Annotated in this window: 15 protein-coding genes; 9 read left to right on the top strand and 6 right to left on the bottom strand. The window is 36.6% G+C overall.

Going from position 1 to position 17,768, the window contains the following annotated elements:
• The first annotated feature begins 118 nt into the window (after window positions 1–118).
• Both QF044_RS05810 and QF044_RS05805 read left to right on the top strand, forming a co-directional pair.
• Window positions 119–1,012: a cation diffusion facilitator family transporter gene (locus QF044_RS05810; protein WP_307264788.1), complete on the top strand. Its 894-nt coding sequence runs from the start codon at window positions 119–121 to the stop codon at window positions 1,010–1,012.
• 148 nt (window positions 1,013–1,160) lie between these two features.
• Window positions 1,161–1,298 carry a hypothetical protein gene (locus tag QF044_RS05805; protein ID WP_307264785.1) on the top strand — a complete coding sequence of 46 codons (138 nt, stop codon included), beginning with the start codon at window positions 1,161–1,163 and terminating at the stop codon, window positions 1,296–1,298.
• Window positions 1,299–1,400: 102 nt separating this feature from the next.
• On the opposite strand, the gene ligD (QF044_RS05800) is transcribed toward QF044_RS05805, so the two are convergent.
• The 3 genes from ligD (QF044_RS05800) to QF044_RS05790 all read right to left on the bottom strand — a co-directional run bounded on the left by ligD (QF044_RS05800) (window position 1,401) and on the right by QF044_RS05790 (window position 4,388).
• Window positions 1,401–2,402 carry a non-homologous end-joining DNA ligase gene (ligD, locus tag QF044_RS05800; RefSeq protein WP_307264782.1) on the bottom strand — a complete coding sequence of 334 codons (1,002 nt, stop codon included), beginning with the start codon at window positions 2,400–2,402 and terminating at the stop codon, window positions 1,401–1,403.
• Window positions 2,360–4,108 (bottom strand): non-homologous end-joining DNA ligase, encoded by a 1,749-nt coding sequence (gene ligD, locus QF044_RS05795; RefSeq protein WP_307264780.1) that lies wholly within the window; start codon window positions 4,106–4,108, stop codon window positions 2,360–2,362. The genes ligD (QF044_RS05800) and ligD (QF044_RS05795) overlap by 43 nt, the downstream gene beginning before the upstream one ends.
• An 88-nt stretch (window positions 4,109–4,196) precedes the next feature.
• Complete coding sequence (locus QF044_RS05790) at window positions 4,197–4,388, bottom strand: DUF3606 domain-containing protein (protein ID WP_307264778.1); 192 nt, start codon at window positions 4,386–4,388, stop codon at window positions 4,197–4,199.
• 541 nt (window positions 4,389–4,929) lie between these two features.
• On the opposite strand from QF044_RS05790, the gene QF044_RS05785 reads away from it, so the two are divergent.
• The gene (locus QF044_RS05785; protein ID WP_307264776.1) at window positions 4,930–5,880 is read left to right on the top strand and encodes a YihY/virulence factor BrkB family protein; all 951 of its coding nucleotides are present in this window, start codon (window positions 4,930–4,932) and stop codon (window positions 5,878–5,880) included.
• Window positions 5,881–5,916: 36 nt separating this feature from the next.
• Window positions 5,917–6,759 carry a transporter gene (locus QF044_RS05780; RefSeq protein WP_307264773.1) on the top strand — a complete coding sequence of 281 codons (843 nt, stop codon included), beginning with the start codon at window positions 5,917–5,919 and terminating at the stop codon, window positions 6,757–6,759.
• Window positions 6,760–7,046: 287 nt separating this feature from the next.
• On the opposite strand, the gene QF044_RS05775 is transcribed toward QF044_RS05780, so the two are convergent.
• Both QF044_RS05775 and QF044_RS05770 read right to left on the bottom strand, forming a co-directional pair.
• Window positions 7,047–7,652, bottom strand: a complete 606-nt coding sequence (locus QF044_RS05775) for an alpha-ketoglutarate-dependent dioxygenase AlkB (protein WP_307264770.1) — start codon at window positions 7,650–7,652, stop codon at window positions 7,047–7,049.
• 123 nt (window positions 7,653–7,775) lie between these two features.
• Window positions 7,776–8,552, bottom strand: a complete 777-nt coding sequence (locus tag QF044_RS05770; protein WP_307264768.1) for a LexA family transcriptional regulator — start codon at window positions 8,550–8,552, stop codon at window positions 7,776–7,778.
• A gap of 61 nt (window positions 8,553–8,613) precedes the next feature.
• Between QF044_RS05770 and dinB the strand changes: the two genes are divergently transcribed.
• The 3 genes from dinB (at window position 8,614) to QF044_RS05755 (ending at window position 14,480) form a co-directional block, all read left to right on the top strand.
• Window positions 8,614–9,756 (top strand): DNA polymerase IV, encoded by a 1,143-nt coding sequence (gene dinB, locus QF044_RS05765; RefSeq protein ID WP_307264766.1) that lies wholly within the window; start codon window positions 8,614–8,616, stop codon window positions 9,754–9,756.
• A gap of 7 nt (window positions 9,757–9,763) precedes the next feature.
• Entirely contained in the window at window positions 9,764–12,817 is a 3,054-nt protein-coding gene (locus QF044_RS05760; RefSeq protein ID WP_307264764.1) for a DNA polymerase III subunit alpha, read from the top strand.
• 571 nt (window positions 12,818–13,388) lie between these two features.
• Window positions 13,389–14,480, top strand: coding sequence for a DUF5700 domain-containing putative Zn-dependent protease (locus QF044_RS05755; protein WP_307264762.1), 1,092 nt, complete (start codon window positions 13,389–13,391; stop codon window positions 14,478–14,480).
• A 417-nt stretch (window positions 14,481–14,897) separates the two neighbouring features.
• On the opposite strand, the gene QF044_RS05750 is transcribed toward QF044_RS05755, so the two are convergent.
• Window positions 14,898–16,016 (bottom strand): serine hydrolase, encoded by a 1,119-nt coding sequence (locus tag QF044_RS05750; RefSeq protein WP_307264760.1) that lies wholly within the window; start codon window positions 16,014–16,016, stop codon window positions 14,898–14,900.
• A gap of 628 nt (window positions 16,017–16,644) precedes the next feature.
• Between QF044_RS05750 and QF044_RS05745 the strand changes: the two genes are divergently transcribed.
• Entirely contained in the window at window positions 16,645–17,457 is an 813-nt protein-coding gene (locus QF044_RS05745) for an NAD(P)-dependent alcohol dehydrogenase (RefSeq protein ID WP_307264758.1), read from the top strand.
• Entirely contained in the window at window positions 17,441–17,635 is a 195-nt protein-coding gene (locus QF044_RS05740; RefSeq protein ID WP_307264755.1) for a zinc-binding dehydrogenase, read from the top strand. The genes QF044_RS05745 and QF044_RS05740 overlap by 17 nt, the downstream gene beginning before the upstream one ends.
• The last annotated feature ends 133 nt before the right edge of the window (window positions 17,636–17,768 follow it).

Here is a 17,768-nt window from a genome sequence, read left to right as displayed (position 1 = left end):
TTTTGAAACAAAAGCCATAATTTTATTACTGATTTAAATACATCAGCTCATATAGGAAATCTATCTGTTTTAATGTATTGAAGTAATTTTATTGTTCTCTTATTAATATCCATCATTAATGGCCAATAATCGCAAATCAATTTACAGTGCACTTGCCGCTAACCTACTGATCGCTCTAACAAAGTTTATTGCAGGGGCATTTACCAATAGTTCTTCCATGATATCCGAAGGAATCCATTCAACGGTAGATACCGCGAATCAGCTGCTGCTTTTATATGGGATTAAAAGGAGCAGGAAGCCTGCAGATGAGTCTCATCCATTTGGATATGGCAAGGAGCTCTATTTCTGGTCCTTCGTGGTTTCGATTCTGATATTTGGTTTAGGTGGTGCTCTATCAATCTATCAGGGGATTTTACACATTATAGAACCTGAAGTGATGAAAGATCCATTCTGGAACTATATTGTATTGATACTTTCCCTTATTTTCGAGGGAACTTCTTTGTTTATCGCCGTAAAAGAATTTAATAGAACCCGTAACGGGTTGAAATGGTGGGATGCCATCATCAAAAGCAAAGATCCGGGAAGCTTTCTTGTGGTTTTTGAAGATGGTGCCGCAGTGGCCGGTTTGATCATTGTCATGATACTGATGGGAATCAGCCATTCGTTTCAAATCCCGGAATTAGATGGCCTTGCATCGGTAATAATAGGGTTGATACTGGTTTTTGTCTCTCTTATCCTGGCCAGGGAGAGCAGGAGCCTGTTGATGGGCGAGGGAATAGCGCCTGAAACAAAAGAAAAGATTGCCAAACTGGCTGAAAAAGATGCTGCCGTGGTCAAAACAAAAAGTATACTGTCTACTTATCAATCACCGGAAGAAGTTGTATTGATGCTTATTATAGATTTTGAAGAACATCTTGATACGACAGAGATCACCGAAGCGATACAACGCATTCGGGATAATATAAAAGCTGAGTTTCCTTTGGTCAGGTTTGTTATTATTCAGCCTGAATAACGTAAGAGTCTTTCATGGTCACTAATTGGAAATTTTACACTGTACGGCGATCGTAACCGGTGAGGAAGTGCTATTGCAGCTGTGATCTAAAATGAAATGTCGAGGTACTTTCCTGAAACATTGTGATCTTGATTCTAAGCAGAGGAAGTTGAAAACAGACTTAAAGTCATACTTCAAGATCTACAAAAAAGCAGTAAAACATACGTTAGATGCTAAACCGGACAGCCTGGATAATTCCAAAACAAAAAAACCACCAGCAGAAAATATGGGCACTGCACATACCTGAAGGCTTTATATTTTACCAATTACTCATATCTCTTTCATACGGATGCTTCATACTTTGGAGCCAGTTTATCTATTAATATAAAAAACTTCAAAATGTAATACATTACTGGGATTTTTCGGAATATTTGGTTATAGCAGCATTGAGATCAATTCCTTTTCCTAGTACTGCCTTAAATAAATCTCCTTCGCTTTTTAATCTTTCAAGCACATTAAAGATATGAAAGTCACTCATTTTTAAGCCCTTCTTTACTTCGTCCCAATGCAGAGGCATTGAAACTGTAGCACCGAGTTTTGGACGTACAGAATAAGCAGCAGCAATGGTAGCATGCGGACGGTTCTGAAGAAAATCAAGATACATTTTACCCTTCCGGTCTTTAATTGCACGTTCCAGGCTTGTGAATTTGGGTAACTCACGATTGACAAGGGTAACAACAACTCGTGCAAATTCTTTGGATTGTTCGTAGGTATACTTATTTCCTAGCGGGATGTAAATATGAAGACCCGTAGACCCACTTGTTTTGCAGTAACAATCTATTCCCATATCATCTAAAACTGCTTTGGTAACCTGGGCAGCTTCGATCACCTGGTCGAAGGAGTTTTTATCCGGATCAAGATCAATGATACAAAATGTGGGATGGTCAGGTTTCTTTACCGTACTACTCCATGGATTCATTTCAATACAACCCAGGTTTGCCATATAAAGAAGTGTGGCTTCATCTTTTCCAACAAGATAGCGTTTATCTCCATTGTCCGTTTCACTTTTATACAAATAGGTCTCAGCCCAGTCTGGCGCAGTATCTGTCACATTTTTAAAATAAAATCCTTTACCTTCTATTCCGTTAGGAAAGCGATTCATACTTTGTGGCCGGTCTTTAAGATATGGGAGGATATAAGGTGCCACCTGATAGTAGTAATTGATAAGATCACGCTTAGTAATCTTCTCGTTGGGCCAAAAAATTTTGTCCAGATTGGTAAATTTGAGTTCATGTCCATTAACCTTTTTAACCTGCGTTTTATCTTTCGGATTCAACAACGTTTTACGCTCAGCCTTGCCCCTGTTCGTTAAAATAGTAGGACCGCCTTGATCAACAATTTCTGATACCATATTTTCCTTTTCCAACACAACCTTCTTCGCACTTTTATCGGTCCGCATACCTTGAAAAGACGGATGGCGCATAACACCGTCACTGGTATCTCCGTAAAACTCACTTCACATAAAAGTTCGGGTTTAAGCCAGGTTACGCTAGCGTGCGGTGGGTTATGCCGGAATCTTGATGGTTTGTTAACATCCGGTTCTTCTGAAAACGGAACTTTTTTAGTGATCAATGGTTTAAAAATAGTCATCATCTCACGTTGATCCTCATTATTAAACCCTGTACCGACCTTTCCGGTATAAACAAGCTCTTTGCCCTCGTACACACCGACAAGAAGACTGCTGAACAATTTACTTGAATCATCGTTTATCGTATATCCACCTATGACAACTTCCTGCCGTTTGTTGGATTTTATTTTAAGCCAGTCTTTGGTCCTCACCTTGGAATAGTACAAACTATCTTTCCTTTTTGCCATAATCCCTTCAAGTCCCATTTTTTTTGCAGCTTCAAGAAATTCAATGCCTGAGGTATCAAAATCCTGACTGAGCAGGATAGTTTGGCTGGCAGGCAGGATTTGTTCTAAAATCGCTTTTCGCTCTATTAGTGGCAGATTTTTTAAATCTTTTCCTTCATACCATAACACATCAAAAACATAATAAACAAGGTCTCCATCCGATTCACTACGCCAATTTTGAAGTGCTCCAAAGTTTGACTTTCCTTCTTCCCCAACGACAACGATCTCCCCGTCCAGAATAGCATTAAATTTTAGTTTACTCAATGCTTCATGAATAGGATAAAATTTTTCTGTGAAACTTTTGTTATTACGCGATTTTATCTCCACCGTCCCTTCATTCATAAAGGATATTGCACGATAGCCGTCCCACTTCACCTCGTACAACCAATCGGCATTGTCAAATGGTTGGTCGACCAATGTGGCCAACATCGGTTCAACATGGTTATAAAACTTTTGGGTAGGTGTATCTTTGAGTAATTTACTTAGTTGAGTTTTTGATTTACGCTTTACCTGTGGCACCTGATCTACCTGATCTTCAACAATTTCTTCCGCTTCCGGCTCTTTGCTTTTTTTGGCTTTAGTAGTCCCAACAGTTTTTTTCGGTTTCTTACCATATACCTGATCCGGAGACTTTTCCATTTGCGTAATTGTCTTCTTTGAGATCACTGATTTATCCTTTAATGTTATATCTGTCGTACTGGCATACTGATCATCAAGTTTCATCAACAACCATCCATTCTCTCCCCTTCCATAAGCTTTCACCAAGGCAAATTCTCCATTGAGCTTTTTCCCCTTGAGTGTAATTTTCAATTTACCGGAATGTAATTGATGTAAAAGATTTTTTTCTTTTTTCTTAAGATCTCCTTCGAGGGGTTCAGCCGGTTCGTAGGTTCCTTCATCCCAGACGATCACGGTACCCCCTCCATACTGCCCTTTTGGAATAACACCTTCAAAATCCCTATAATCGTAAGGATGATCCTCAACCATCATTGCCAGACGCTTAACATCGGGATCAAGGGAAGGCCCCTTTGGAACAGCCCAGCTTTTCAGAACGCCGTCCATTTCGAGCCTAAAATCATAATGCAGATGCGATGCGTCATGTTTTTGAACTACAAATCTTAATTCCTTCCCTGAAGGTTTTCCTCCAAAAGGTTCAGGTGTTTTTTCTGCCGATCGCTTTTCGCGGTATTTATCTAAAGCCATAGTACAGGATTTTTTTGAGGTTTGGCATAGAGGTGAATAATTTCTCTCCGAAATGAAGAGAAATTAGCTGTGATAAAGTATTGTTGTTTTACTTTTTGTGTCGTTTCTTCAGATAATCCTCCAGAGTTTTCCGGTCATTGGAACCCGTTGCACGGATAGCACCACTAACGGCCTGAGAAGTAACACCCATCTTGTCCTTAAAATATTGGATCTCATAATTTTCAGATCCACTTACTTTTTTTCGGTCCTGTTGCCCTTTTTTTGATTTATTGTCTGCCATAACCTGAATATTTTTTGAGTTAAGCTGAAGCGAAAATAATTTTAATTTATCGCTATAATAAATTGTCTTGCAGTTTATACCTTTAATATAGGTTGTATTAGAATGGTTGTATTTTAGCAAAAAAATAGGTCTTATTTAAACTACAAAATTCAGACCAGCTTGAGCTGCAGCCAGCTAAAGTGTGTGGCAAAGTATGGCAGTTAGGAATTGATTAAGCCTGCTCCATTTTTGCCACATAAATACCTATAGGTTTCTAAAAGTTTCACTCCATCAAATCATAATCAAGCTTAATATTTTCCAAGCTAAAAAGAAATAAAATATATGGAAAATGCTTGAATTTAGGTATATGATTAAAGATACCACAAATGCATTTTTCCATTAAATTGGTCCCATTATTGGATAATCTCTAAATAATTCTCAACAATATCCTTTATGAAAAACACGTTGGCATTAGTTGTTTGTAAATTCATAAGTTGTGATAGAATACAATGATCTCTTAGAAGGTCAAACATAATACCCATACTTTATTAATGGATAAAACATGAAAATATTAAATAATTTTTGGGAAACACTTAAAGAAACTTATAAAGACTGGAGTGCACGGGACTTAGGAACTGAAGCCGCCAGCTTAGCTTATAATGCAATTTTTTCGATCCCAGGACTTTTAATTATTGTTATTTGGTTTACGGGAATTTTCTTTGGTGAAGAAGCAGTACGTGGTGAAATAACAAAACTTATCGGCAGTATGATGGGAAGAGATGTTGGAAAAAGCCTCGAAGAAATGGTAATAGCCGGAATGGTTGACAAAAAGAACATTGTCATGAAAATTGTCGGAATCGTCACATTAATCTTTGGTGCAACCTCACTCTTTTTTCAATTTCAAAAATCACTTAATAAGCTTTGGGATGTTGTTGCAGCACCTAAAAAGGCATGGAAAAAATACATCCTCGACCGAGCAAATTCTTTGGGAATGATTATCGTAATTGCATTTCTTATGCTCATTACACTGCTATTAAGCTCTTTTATCGGTCTTGCGAATGACTGGGTTATCCGTCGTTTTGGTCTCGAAACTCTAATTCTTGTGAATATCATAAATATCCTGGTAGGTTTTCTGGTTACGCTCTTCCTTTTTGCAGCCATGTTCAAAATTTTGCCGGATGTCCAGATACAATGGAAATCCGTTTGGATAGGCGCTGCAGTAACAGCAGCTTTATTCACTCTTGGAAAATATATACTGACTTTTTATTTTGATACGTTCAATCCAAGTTCAGCCTTCGGTACAGCGGGGACGGTCATTCTACTTTTACTGTGGATTAATTATACCTGCCAGATTATTTTCTTTGGTGCAGAATTTACCAAGGTGTATGCCAAAAAGAAGGGTCACCAGCTTACTCCCTCAAAGCATGCCAAATGGAGCCCTCAAGTAGTGTCTAAGGAAGATTCCACAGAGGTAGTCACCGGTGCAGAGCCATCGCATAGAACCAGTAGTTAGACCATGTAAGTTTTTCAAAGACATTAAATTAAAATCATGAATATATATCAATCTTTTTTTAAACTATTTTTTGGTGCGATATTATTGCCCGCATTATGTTTTGCACAAAAGGACTCGGTTAGATACTCCCTTTTTAATCCGGTTCCGCGCGCGCTCATGAGAGAAATGGAAACCGACCGCCCGGATGTAACTGAATCTCCATATACTGTAGATGCAGGACATTTCCAGTATGAAACAGACTTAGTCAGGCTTAAAAAGGAGAAATCAGACTTACTGAAGACAAGCACATTATTAATTAATCAAGCGAACCTCAAGATTGGAATTACAGGTAGCACAGCAATACAAATCGGTTGGCAGACCTATGGTCGGCAAAAAGAGATTGAACGTAGTTCAGGTTCTGTAGTAAAAACAGATGGGATTGGTGATGTGACACTTAGGATCAAACAGAACTTAATAGGAAATGATAATGGAAACTTTGCGTTGGCAATACTACCCTACGTCAAATTTCCGACTTCTGCATATGATAAGGAAAGTCGTTTCGAAGGAGGCCTGATTGTGCCCATGTCATATAAATTGCCCGGTGAATGGAAAATTGGGCTGCAAGTGGAAGTTGATCGGCTAAAAGATCTGGATCAATCGGCAATGCATACCGAATTTTTGCAGACATTGACGATAAGTCATCCATTATTTAAAGGGATTGATGGAATAGCTGAAACTTATTATACTTACGATTTTAAGGCTCATCAATTATCAAATTATATCAATGCAGCAATTCAAATAGAAGTCGCCAGAGATTTTAAATTGGATGCCGGAGTGAATTACGGAATACAGGATACCGCAGCAAAACATTATTTCATTGGTGCATCTTATCGTCATTAAGAAATTTTATCAGCAGTTTAAGAAAATTGAAGAATATAAAAAGAAAGAATAACAGAAAAGTTCCTCTTATTATTTGATATTTAGCATCTGACATTTTAGCAGCCACTTACTGTCATCCGGATTCAGCTGGAGCAGATATTGCGGTATTTTCCGAAGACTGACAAGCGACATTGTTTCATTTTCGGCAGATGTCAGGCAGCTATTGCAAAAATGTTACTACAATTTTTTTAATAATAATTCTAAAGTGTGATAATGAAGTTTTATAAACATTGAAAACAAACCTTATACTACCTAATAATCAATCGAAACGTAAGATTAATCCGCTCTTTCATAGGTACTATAGATTTTGCTATCCGATGTTCCCAATGCTCTTGTAAATTTCCTTTCATAATGAGCAGTGAGCCATGAGGAAGTGGTAAGCTATATTTACTTGAATGATGATCTTTTTTTCTGAAATCAAAGTTTCTGGTTTGTCCAAGGCTGATGGATGCAATGACAGGACGTTTTCCATATCTTCTTTCTTTATCTCGGTGCCAGGCGACGGAGTCATGATGGTCACGATACAGGTTTAATAGGACACCATTAAACTTACAGTCAAATTCCTTCTCAATTCTTTGTTTTAATGAAAACAATTCAGTAGTCCATGGATTAGTTGGCTTTTTATCTTCTTCTGAGTCATTATATTTTGAATCACCATACCAAGCTGTTAAACGTGGGGTGAGAACCATCCTATCATACATTTTTTGAGTACGCTGCTCCCAGGGAGCGGTTTTCAATAATTTGTTTTTAAGCAGGTCGGCTTCTTCCCTGCTCAGGAAGTTTTCCTTGTATTCCAAAAGGTCTTTTGGAAACTCATAAAATTCTTCTGCATCAAATAAGCTCAATTGGTTCATTGTAATTATATATAAAATATCTATCTTAGCAATGTCTCATTACTATGGGATTTTTTTCATCATTTGTGTTTTTTACTTCCCTTCGGGGAAGTTTTTTGATTATGCCATTTACTCAAAATGGATTCAATTCTTATCTCCCATTCTTTCTTTGATCTGTTTAATATCAGTTTTAATCTCTGTGATAAAATTTTGAATATGGTGTTCTGCAAATTCATCAGGCTCATATTCTTTTGTATTAATACTACAGGCAAATTCCCAGATCTCTTTAATTTCAGTCAATGGTATTTTATAAGGCTCATAAAATTGATTGTCAGCTTTTACCCAGATACCATCAGCTTCATGAAACTGAAACCTTTTGTAACTGATACCATCATTGGTGGTAATAAAAACATAAGTTCTGTCGGTTTTTAAGTCCGAAAGATTTTCAACATATTTTCCAACGATATAGGTGCCGTTCTTATAGGGGGGCATTGAATCTCCGTCAGCTGGAAATGCCCTAAACTTACCACCTTTTAAAAAAGGTAATGATATGGTCTCCAGACTTTCTATGTATTCCGGATCTCCGTAGCCATTCAAGTAGCCCATAGAAGCTTTTTGGGGAATAATCTCAATCTGGTTGTTTCCATCTTGATCAACCCTTATAGGCAGAACGATTCTATTGGCAGGAAGCTCCATTATTTCATCAATAGAAAATTTTCTGACATCTACAGTCAACAATAGGTCGATGCTGATGTTATAGAATTTTGAAATTCTAAGCAATATTTCAATAGGAGGTTCTGTCCTTCCATATTCATAGGCGACATATCTGGATCGGGTAAGAATTAACAGATCTGCCAGCTCTTGCTGGGTCATATTTTTCTTACCCCTCAGGAACACGATGTTATCAGAGAATTTTGACATTGTTACAATTTTAGACAACAAAAATACAAAATTTGTTTCAAAACGTGACTATTTTTGTCACATGGAAAGAGCAATTGTACATATGGATTTGGATACGTTCTTTGTTTCCTGTGAAAGGCTGAAAAACTCCGAATTGGAGAAAAAGCCTGTGATCATCGGAGGTGGAGACCGTGGTGTAGTGGCGTCCTGCTCTTATGAAACCCGCTTTTTCGGAGTAAGGAGTGCGATGCCCATCAAAATGGCTTTGCGGCTGTGTCCCGAAGCAAAAGTAATCAAGGGAGATATGGAAATGTATTCCAATATGTCCCATATGGTAACGGAGATTATTCAGGAAAAAGTACCCGTTCTGGAAAAGGCAAGTATTGATGAATTTTATCTTGACCTTTCAGGAATGGATCAATTTTTTGGATGTTATAAGTGGACTCATGAAATAGCAGAAAGCGTACAGAAAAACACAGGATTACCGATAAGTTTTGCCTTATCTACCAATAAAACAGTTTCCAAAATCGGAACCGGAGAATCAAAACCAACAGGAAGATTTGAAGTTAAACAGTCTGATATCCGACCTTTTTTAAATCCGCTTTCCGTAAAGAAGATTCCTATGGTCGGGGATGTTACCTTTCAGCTGCTTTCAAGACTGGGCATAAGAACCATACAGACTCTTTCTGAAATGCCTATTGAGGTACTCGGGCAGCTGATCGGTAAAAACGGAAATGAGCTCTGGAAAAAGGCACACGGAATTGATGAGGCTCCTGTGGTTCCCTATTCGGAACGAAAATCTATTTCTACAGAAGATACTTTTACTCAAGACACTATAGATATTGAGGGGATCAAAAGCATACTTTCCGGAATGGTTGAAAAGCTCTGTTATCAGCTCCGTGCAGAGAAATGGCTGGTATCGGTAGTGGTCATTAAAGTCCGGTATTCCAATTTTGATACGGAAACCAAGCAATGCAGGATCCCTTATACCTCGGCCGATCACACCCTACTGAGGTATGTTTTGGAGTTATTCAAAAAAGTATATACCCGACGGATGAGAATAAGACTGGTGGGAGTAAAGTTTACCGGATTGGTTCACGGATGCCATCAAATGGATCTCTTTGAAGATACGGAAGAACTGATCTCACTGTACCAGACAATGGATACAATCAAGAACAGATTTGGCACTTCCAGCGTAGGAAGAGCTTCCGGTTTATTAAAATAATTACAATATGTTTCTGAATTGCCATTCCTATCACAGCCTGCGGTATGGAACTATTTCTATTAAAGAACTGGTTCAGCAGGCTGTACATTTTAATATTAAAACTCTGGCCCTTACGGATATCAATACCGTTACCGGGATCTATGATTTCTATAAAATCTGCCAGGATCACAATATCAAACCAATCGTCGGAGTTGAAATACGGGTTCAAGATGGACTGTATTATATATGTCTGGCTAAAAATCAAAAAAGCATCGGAGAGATCAACAGGCTTTTAACGGCTTATAACTGTGAAGGCATTGAAATTCCTAAAGCAAATCCTGATCTTACAGATACTTTTGTTATTTATCCACTGGAAAATATTCCTGAAAGATTATCAGATCATGAATTTATAGGCATCAGGCAGGATCAATTAAACTTTTTAATCAAGCCGGAATTAAAATCGTTAATCCATAAAATGGTTATCCTACATCCGGTTACCTTTACCACCTCTGAAGAATATGAACTTCATAAAATATTAAGGGCAATTGATCACAATACATTGATCAGTAAGCTTACAGAAGCTGATTACTGTAAAGACAACGAGATATTCACCTGTAAAAAACAGCTTCTGGAAGAATTTAAAAATGAGAGTCAAATTATTGAGAATACACAATACATGGTCAATAACTGCCATTTTGATTTTGATTTTTCAACGCCTAAAAACAAAAAACATTTCACGGACAGCAAAGAAAATGATTTTGAACTTTTAAAAAAGTTAGCGTATCAGGGACTTTCAAAAAGGTATGCTGAGGATAACCTACATGCAAAAACAAGAGTGGATAAAGAGTTAGGGGTTATTAAGCAGCTTAATTTCTGTTCCTACTTCCTGATCACCTGGGATATTATCCAATACAGTAACCGCATGGGTTTTATGCACATAGGAAGAGGAAGCGGTGCCAATTCTATTGTCAGCTACTGCATCGGAATAACTGATATATGCCCCCTGGAACTGGATCTCTATTTTGAGAGGTTTTTAAACCTCAACCGTAAAACGCCTCCTGATTTTGACATCGACTGGAGCTGGCAGACCAGGGATATCATCCTTGAATATATTTTTGGTAAATATGGTAAAGACCATGTTGCCTTCTGTGGGACCAATGTAGAATTTAAATACCGGTCTATATTTCGGGAAGTAGGAAAAGTATTCGGACTTCCAAAAGATGAATTGGATACGCTGGCAACAAAACCCATCCAAGAACATGATAATAATTCTGTATCCAGACAGGTTCATTACTATGGAAAGCTTTTAGAAAAATTTCCTAACCAGAGAAGCATGCATTCCTGCGGAATTCTGATCTCAGAAGAGCCTATTACTAATTATTCTGCACTCGAAATGCCTCCCAAGGGTTTTCCGATTGTACAGTTCGATATGTATACCGCTGAAGAGATTGGCCTTGAAAAGTTTGACATTCTCTCACAGAGAGGTTTAGGCACTATTAATGACACGGTAAAGCTGGTGAAGGAAAAAAGAGGGATCGACATCGATATCCGGGATACATCTCTATCAAAAGATGAAGCGAAGTGCAATGAATTCTTAAGTTCCGGAAAAACCATCGGCTGCTTTTACATAGAATCTCCTGCCATGCGGGGCTTACTCCGAAGGCTAAAATGTGACAATTACAAAGTCCTGGTCGCTGCTTCTTCCATCATCCGGCCCGGAGTGGCCCAAAGTGGAATGATGCGGGAGTATATTTTCAGGCACAACAATCCCACAAAATTTGAGTACTTCCATGAGGTATTTGAAAAGGAACTGGGTGAAACCTATGGCATTATGGTATATCAGGAGGATGTTATTAAAATTGCACTTCACTTCGGAGGTTTATCTGCCCCTGATGGTGACGTGCTAAGAAGGGCCATGAGCGGTAAAGGCCGGGCTTTATCCGCTTTACAGAAAGTAAAAGATAATTTTTTTGAATCCTGTAAAAAGCTGGGGCATCCTGAACAATTATCCATGGAAGTATACCGACAGATCGAATCATTTGCAGGATATTCTTTCTGTAAAGCACATTCTGCTTCCTATGCCGTGGAAAGTTATCAGAGTTTATACTTAAAGGTCTACTACCCTATTGAGTTTATGGTTTCTGCCATCAATAACGGTGGAGGATTCTACAGAACTGAAGTCTATATTCATGAAGCCCGGATGTCGGGAGCTGCAATCCACAATCCCTGTGTTAATTTAAGCCAATACCAGACAACGGTTTATAGCTCGGATGTTTACTTGGGATTGATGCATATTGAAAGGCTGGAAACGAGATTAGCACAGCTGATTTTGGAAGAAAGAAATCAAAATGGAGAATATATTTCTTTAGAAAACTTTATCAAAAGAATTCCCATTGGCATTGAAACACTACAAATTTTAATCTTTATTGGAGCATTCCGTTTTACCGGAAAACAGAAACATGAACTACTAATTGAATCAAGATTTCTGTTGGGAAATAATAAAGTCGCTTTCAGACATCTGACTTTATTGGAAGAGCCTCAAAAAAATTATAAACTTCCCCAGATTGAAAGAAACCCATTTGAGGATGCGTTTGATGAAATAGAGATATTGGGCTTTCCCGTTTCTTTCAGCCCTTTTGATCTTTTACAAACCAGATACAGAGGCAGTATAATGGCTAAAGACCTTACCAAGTATCACAAAAAACAGGTGAAGATGCTTGCTTATCTGATTTCTAGAAAGCATGTTCCCACCAAAAAAGGAACGATGTACTTCGGAACCTGGATTGATGCGGAAGGAGAATATTTTGATACTGCTCATTTTCCAAACTGCCTTGAAGGATATCCTTTTCAGGGTGGCGGCTGTTATCTGTTATTAGGAACCGTAGAAGTAGATTTCCATTTCCCTACTGTTACCATTCATAAAATGGCAAAAATGCCTTTTATTCCGGATCCAAGATATTCTATGGATAAAGAAAAATCATTGGAAGCCGAGCGTAATCTGCATGAAGATGTCAGTATGACCTGGCGAAAACCTTATCCTCAGGAACATGAAATAGGATTGCCAAGGCAGAGGATGTTGTAAAGTATTTAATGATGAAGTTAATGTGGCTTCATCATTTATAATTTCTCACATTCTGAAATACTATGATTGCACATTGTAAGCTGAGGAAAAATCTGTTGAGATCTAGTTTTGTAGAAATTGATGGTGAATGATAAATAAGATCATTGTTTTAGGTGGTAATGATTATAGTTGTTTGAAGTAAATGTATACTCTCCCATCCAGTAATAAATGGTTAATAATAACCATCTAGAATTTAATTTCTATTTCTACCTTTATAATCAGAATAGTATGAAATATTGCCTGAATCTTTCGTAAAGCTTTGTACTACTAATAAATAAAATACATTACATTCATTCACTTTAATGTAAAATAGAATCTTAATAAGAAAAAGAATAAAAGGTATACTGCAATAGATTATAGCAAAAAAAAGTAAGCTTGCAACTATTTTTGAAACAAAATTTATTATACTTCTTTGCGCTAAATTTTAAATTGTTAATCAATTATATCTATGAATTTCTACTCTTATAAACTAAATCAGATGTAACTGTTTTTAATTGTATTTTACATAAATTTTCATTACTAAACAAACCCAATGATTAAAAAAAATATATTCTTTTTATTATTCTTTCTATCTTCTCAAATAGCATTTGCTCAAACCTTTGATGACACCTCTTGCTGGGAATATTTTAAAATTACAGAAGACTTAAAAAACGATAAACCACTTAACAAGAAAATCTGGAATCAATTTTTAAAAAATGAAGCAATACAGGTATACCTAAACGATCAGGGTGTTGACAGTACATATATTGACAATTATAGAAAAATCATGGAGATCGTTTATATGCCAAAAAATAGTGCTGCCTTAAAGGAAAGACTGAAAGACCCTATCAAAAATTGGTGGTTTTATATTGTTAATGAGTATAAGGTAAACGAAGGTCAAATGAAAAAATATCTGACCAACATTAAAAATGATCCTAAAAAGTATTTTGAAACCTGTTATCAATACACATATCAAATGCTCCCCAAGAAATATCAAAAAACTGCCCCTGAGTATAAAGTGACGATTATTCCGATACACAATGATGCCCATATTGAGAACGGCTGGATAGTATACACTCTTATGGCATCTTACTTCCATGATATTAATAAAATGGGTACATTAGGAGGTCACGAGTTTCATCACTTATTGAGGCCCCGACTTGTATTTGATGTGGAAGATCAAGATGCGGTCATTATAAGTCTACTTCAAAAAATACTGAATGAAGGAAGTGCTGATTTAGTAGACAAGGTATATGAGGGAAAAGATGCGGTAAATCTGTTAGAATTTCAGAGAGAAACCGGTGCGGAATTCATTACAGAAGGCGCAAAAGCCATTAAAAATATTGATTCATTATTATCTGTAAAGCCTTTAGACAGATCGAAATTAAAGTTGAATAAGCTGATTAATTCATGGAATACTAGCGGACATATTCCCGGTTATTATATGTCTGACATTATCGAAAAGGGAGGATATAAAAAAGCACTAATCAAACATGTTTACGACCCTTTCGAGTTTATATACCTATATGATAAAGCATCTAAAAAAGACAAAAATGCTTATGTTTTGTCATCCACAACCATGGATATTGTTCATGAGCTGGATAAAAAGTACAGGTCTAAAGTAAAGATTGTGAAGCATCATTAGAAGCAGAAAATTTAAAAAAAGAAAGGATTAGACATAATTTAAAAGGAAAGAGTCCGATAGAATATCGAACTCTTTATCAAAAGATTATTTAATTTTGCCTAAACTTTTGGGGCACTATAAGATTGATGCTATTTTATTTATCTTATTTTATTTTCTTCAAAATCACAATAAATTTTGGTATTAGTTATTTAAGAGTATTATATCCATTTTAATTTCTCAGCCATAGTACATGCTTTATTGTATTTCCAATTCTCATTTTTCCATTATATCACGTAGACGCCTATTGACAGTATCAATGTTGATGAAGAGACAGGTGGCAATTTCTTTACTTCTCTTTCCTTTACTGCTAACTGATGGTTCATCATTAGCTGACATCTTCGTAAGTAAGGAATGCGATGCGACGGTTTAAATTAGTTTTTACTCAAGCAATATACCTATAATTTCTTCATACAATACCCGTAACTGTTCCTCTTTTATAGCATCGATAAGCGTTCCTGCGTTTGTACACAGGATGACGCTGGTATTTTTGGAAGGAAAATAAAAAGCATAGGCTCCGGCTCCTACACCACTACCCTCGTGACCAATTGCCTGCAGGCCACCATTGGTTTTATAAAAATATAGCCCTAAGCCATATATTGGAGTACCCTGATAACTAACCGCAACCTTCATTTCTGCTAACGATGCGGCTGAGAGTATTGTTTTGTCATGAAACAGTTTGTAGTAAAATCCAGCTATATCCTGAACGGAAGCAACAATACCATCATCTCCAATGAGGGTAAGTACTGTACCCAACTGCAACTCGCTCATATCGGTAAAAGTGCCGTCTATTTCCAGATAGTTAGCCGTCGTCCCTTCGGGAGCCGTCGTGCTTGCCGAGCCCGCTATATAATAGGTTCTGGAAAGTCCAATGGCATTAATTATTTTGTCCGTAATATACTTTCGATGTCCGTTTGGAGTAACACTATCAATAATAAGAGCCAGCAAGTGATAATTTATATTGCAATACCCAAATGAGGAGCCGGGTGCAAATTTTGCAGGTTGATCGTACACATAGCTCAATACCTGTTCACTCATCATAGGCAGTGGCCCTGCAACAACATCGTTCAAAAACTGATCGTTATCTAAATAATCAGGAAGGCCTGATGTCATATTAAGCAGTTGCCTTACCGTAATGATATTTCCGTTTGGCAGATGATTACAAATGGTAGGAAGATAGGTGTTTACTTTGGCATCAAGATTAATTTTGCCCTCGTCTTTCAGTTTTAGGACAGCAACTGCGGTAAAGGTTTTTGAAATACTCTGCATATAGTGAAGTGCAGAAGTGGTCATCGGTTTTTCATTAATTACCGCGTCTCCTGCAACAAGAGTATAATTCTCGGAAACTGTCTTTACACTAAGGCTTAAGCCGGGAAAGTTGGACAAAGCTGTCTTAAGTTTTTGCTGTGCCAGCGCTTTTCTATCAGGTGAAGAGTTTGAATCGTCATTGCTACATGAGGTGATAAAAATAATAATAGCTAGTAATAAACACTTTTTCATAAAATGTAATTGAATTATTTAAATGCAAAATTCACATAAGAAAAATTAGAAGAGGTTTCAAAAGCTTAAAAGTGCATATATTGGTACTTATTTGCTGGTATTTTATATTCGTTTGGTTTCTGGCCGGCAATTTTTTTAAGCTTTATAAAAAGTCGTTTTTGAAGTAAAGCTAGAGTCTAATACCATCGCCACCAAATTATAATTTTCATATTCAGAATTTGGAATCATTGCCTTGACAGCTTCAGCCAGATACGAATTGATGGTATGGGTGACATTTTATCCCGTCAAACAGTTTGTGGATAAGAAGTATATAATGGATCAGCAATAAAACTATTAAAAAACTTATGGTATAAGGAAGGCGTCGGATCGTTCTCTTATTATATTATGATATTTAAAAATTATCCCTTTAGTTCTATTGCCGTCTTTGCAATATGTTATAATCTGTTAAATACTTTAAAAGTTTTACTAAATAAACTCCATTAGAACTATAATGAATTAGCTTTGCATTGCATCTAAAGGTAGAGATCTACGTAAACAAATTGGCTATGTCCGCCTAAATCGAACCTTTACCCTAATTTATCCTGTACTAGGTACAAAGCCGTTTAACGTTAGCAGAAATTTTATCACAATGAAGACATATAAAATTCAGAATTCAAATTTAGTTCAAGTAGAACAACAATTACCTGAAATTAAAGTAAATGAAGTCTTAATTAAAGTTAGAGCAGTTTCTTTAAATTTTAGGGATTTAATTCTATTGGAAAAGAATATTGAAAACAGAATACCTACTTCTGATGCTGCCGGTGAAATTATAGAGATTGGATCGGAGGTTAGAAGTTTACAAAAAGGTGACAAAGTAACAACCTTAATAGTTCCAAATTGGCAAAATGGTAAATTGACTTCTGAAAAATTAAAAGGTGCTTTAGGAAGCTCACAAAGAGATGGTGTTTTGGCGGAGTATATTGTTATGCATGAAAATGATGTTGTTAAATTCCCTGATTACTTATCTTTTGCCGAAGCCTCTACATTACCGGTTGCAGGTTTAACTGCTTGGAATGCAGTGGTAGAGAATTCAAATGCAAAGTTGGGGGATACAATACTGATTGTTGGAACAGGTGGGGTTTCTCTATTTGCTTTGAAATTTGCAAAATATTCTGGGCTCAAAATAATAATGACTTCGAGTAGTGATAAAAAACTTGAAAAATTAAAACAAATGGGAGCGCATTTTACACTAAATTATAAGTCCAACAAAGATTGGATAAATGATATTTTGGAATACACTTCAGGAGAAGGTGTTGATCAAATTATTGATGTTGTTGGAGGAAGCCATTTGAATGATTCAATAAAATGTGTAAAAAGCGAGGGAATAGTCAAAATGGTTGGGATTTTGGGGCGGATCAGACGGAATGATAAATACAAGCAACATTATGCTAAAAGCAGTTAAAATTCAAGGAATAGAAACAGGCTCAAAAGAAATGTATCAAAGAATGTTATCTGCATTATCAACACATAAAATTAAACCTGCTATTGATAAAATATTTCAATTCGAAGATGCAAAAGAAGCATTTGCATACCTCAAAAGTTCAAAACATTTTGGAAAAATATGTATTGAATTAAATTAAAAACTTCTGCTACAGAAACTGTTTTATTCATTGTAATGAGTCAAATGCTGATATAATCAAGTCAAATTTGCTAAAATTTCATGGCATCTATTATTTCGTATTGATCTAAAACATATAAAATTCTTTTTATTCT

The sequence above is a fragment of the Chryseobacterium sp. W4I1 genome, from assembly GCF_030816115.1.
Classification (GTDB): Bacteria; Bacteroidota; Bacteroidia; order Flavobacteriales; family Weeksellaceae; genus Chryseobacterium.
The sequence above is the reverse complement of the archived record's forward strand: the minus strand, read 5'-3'. Positions and strand labels throughout refer to the sequence as shown.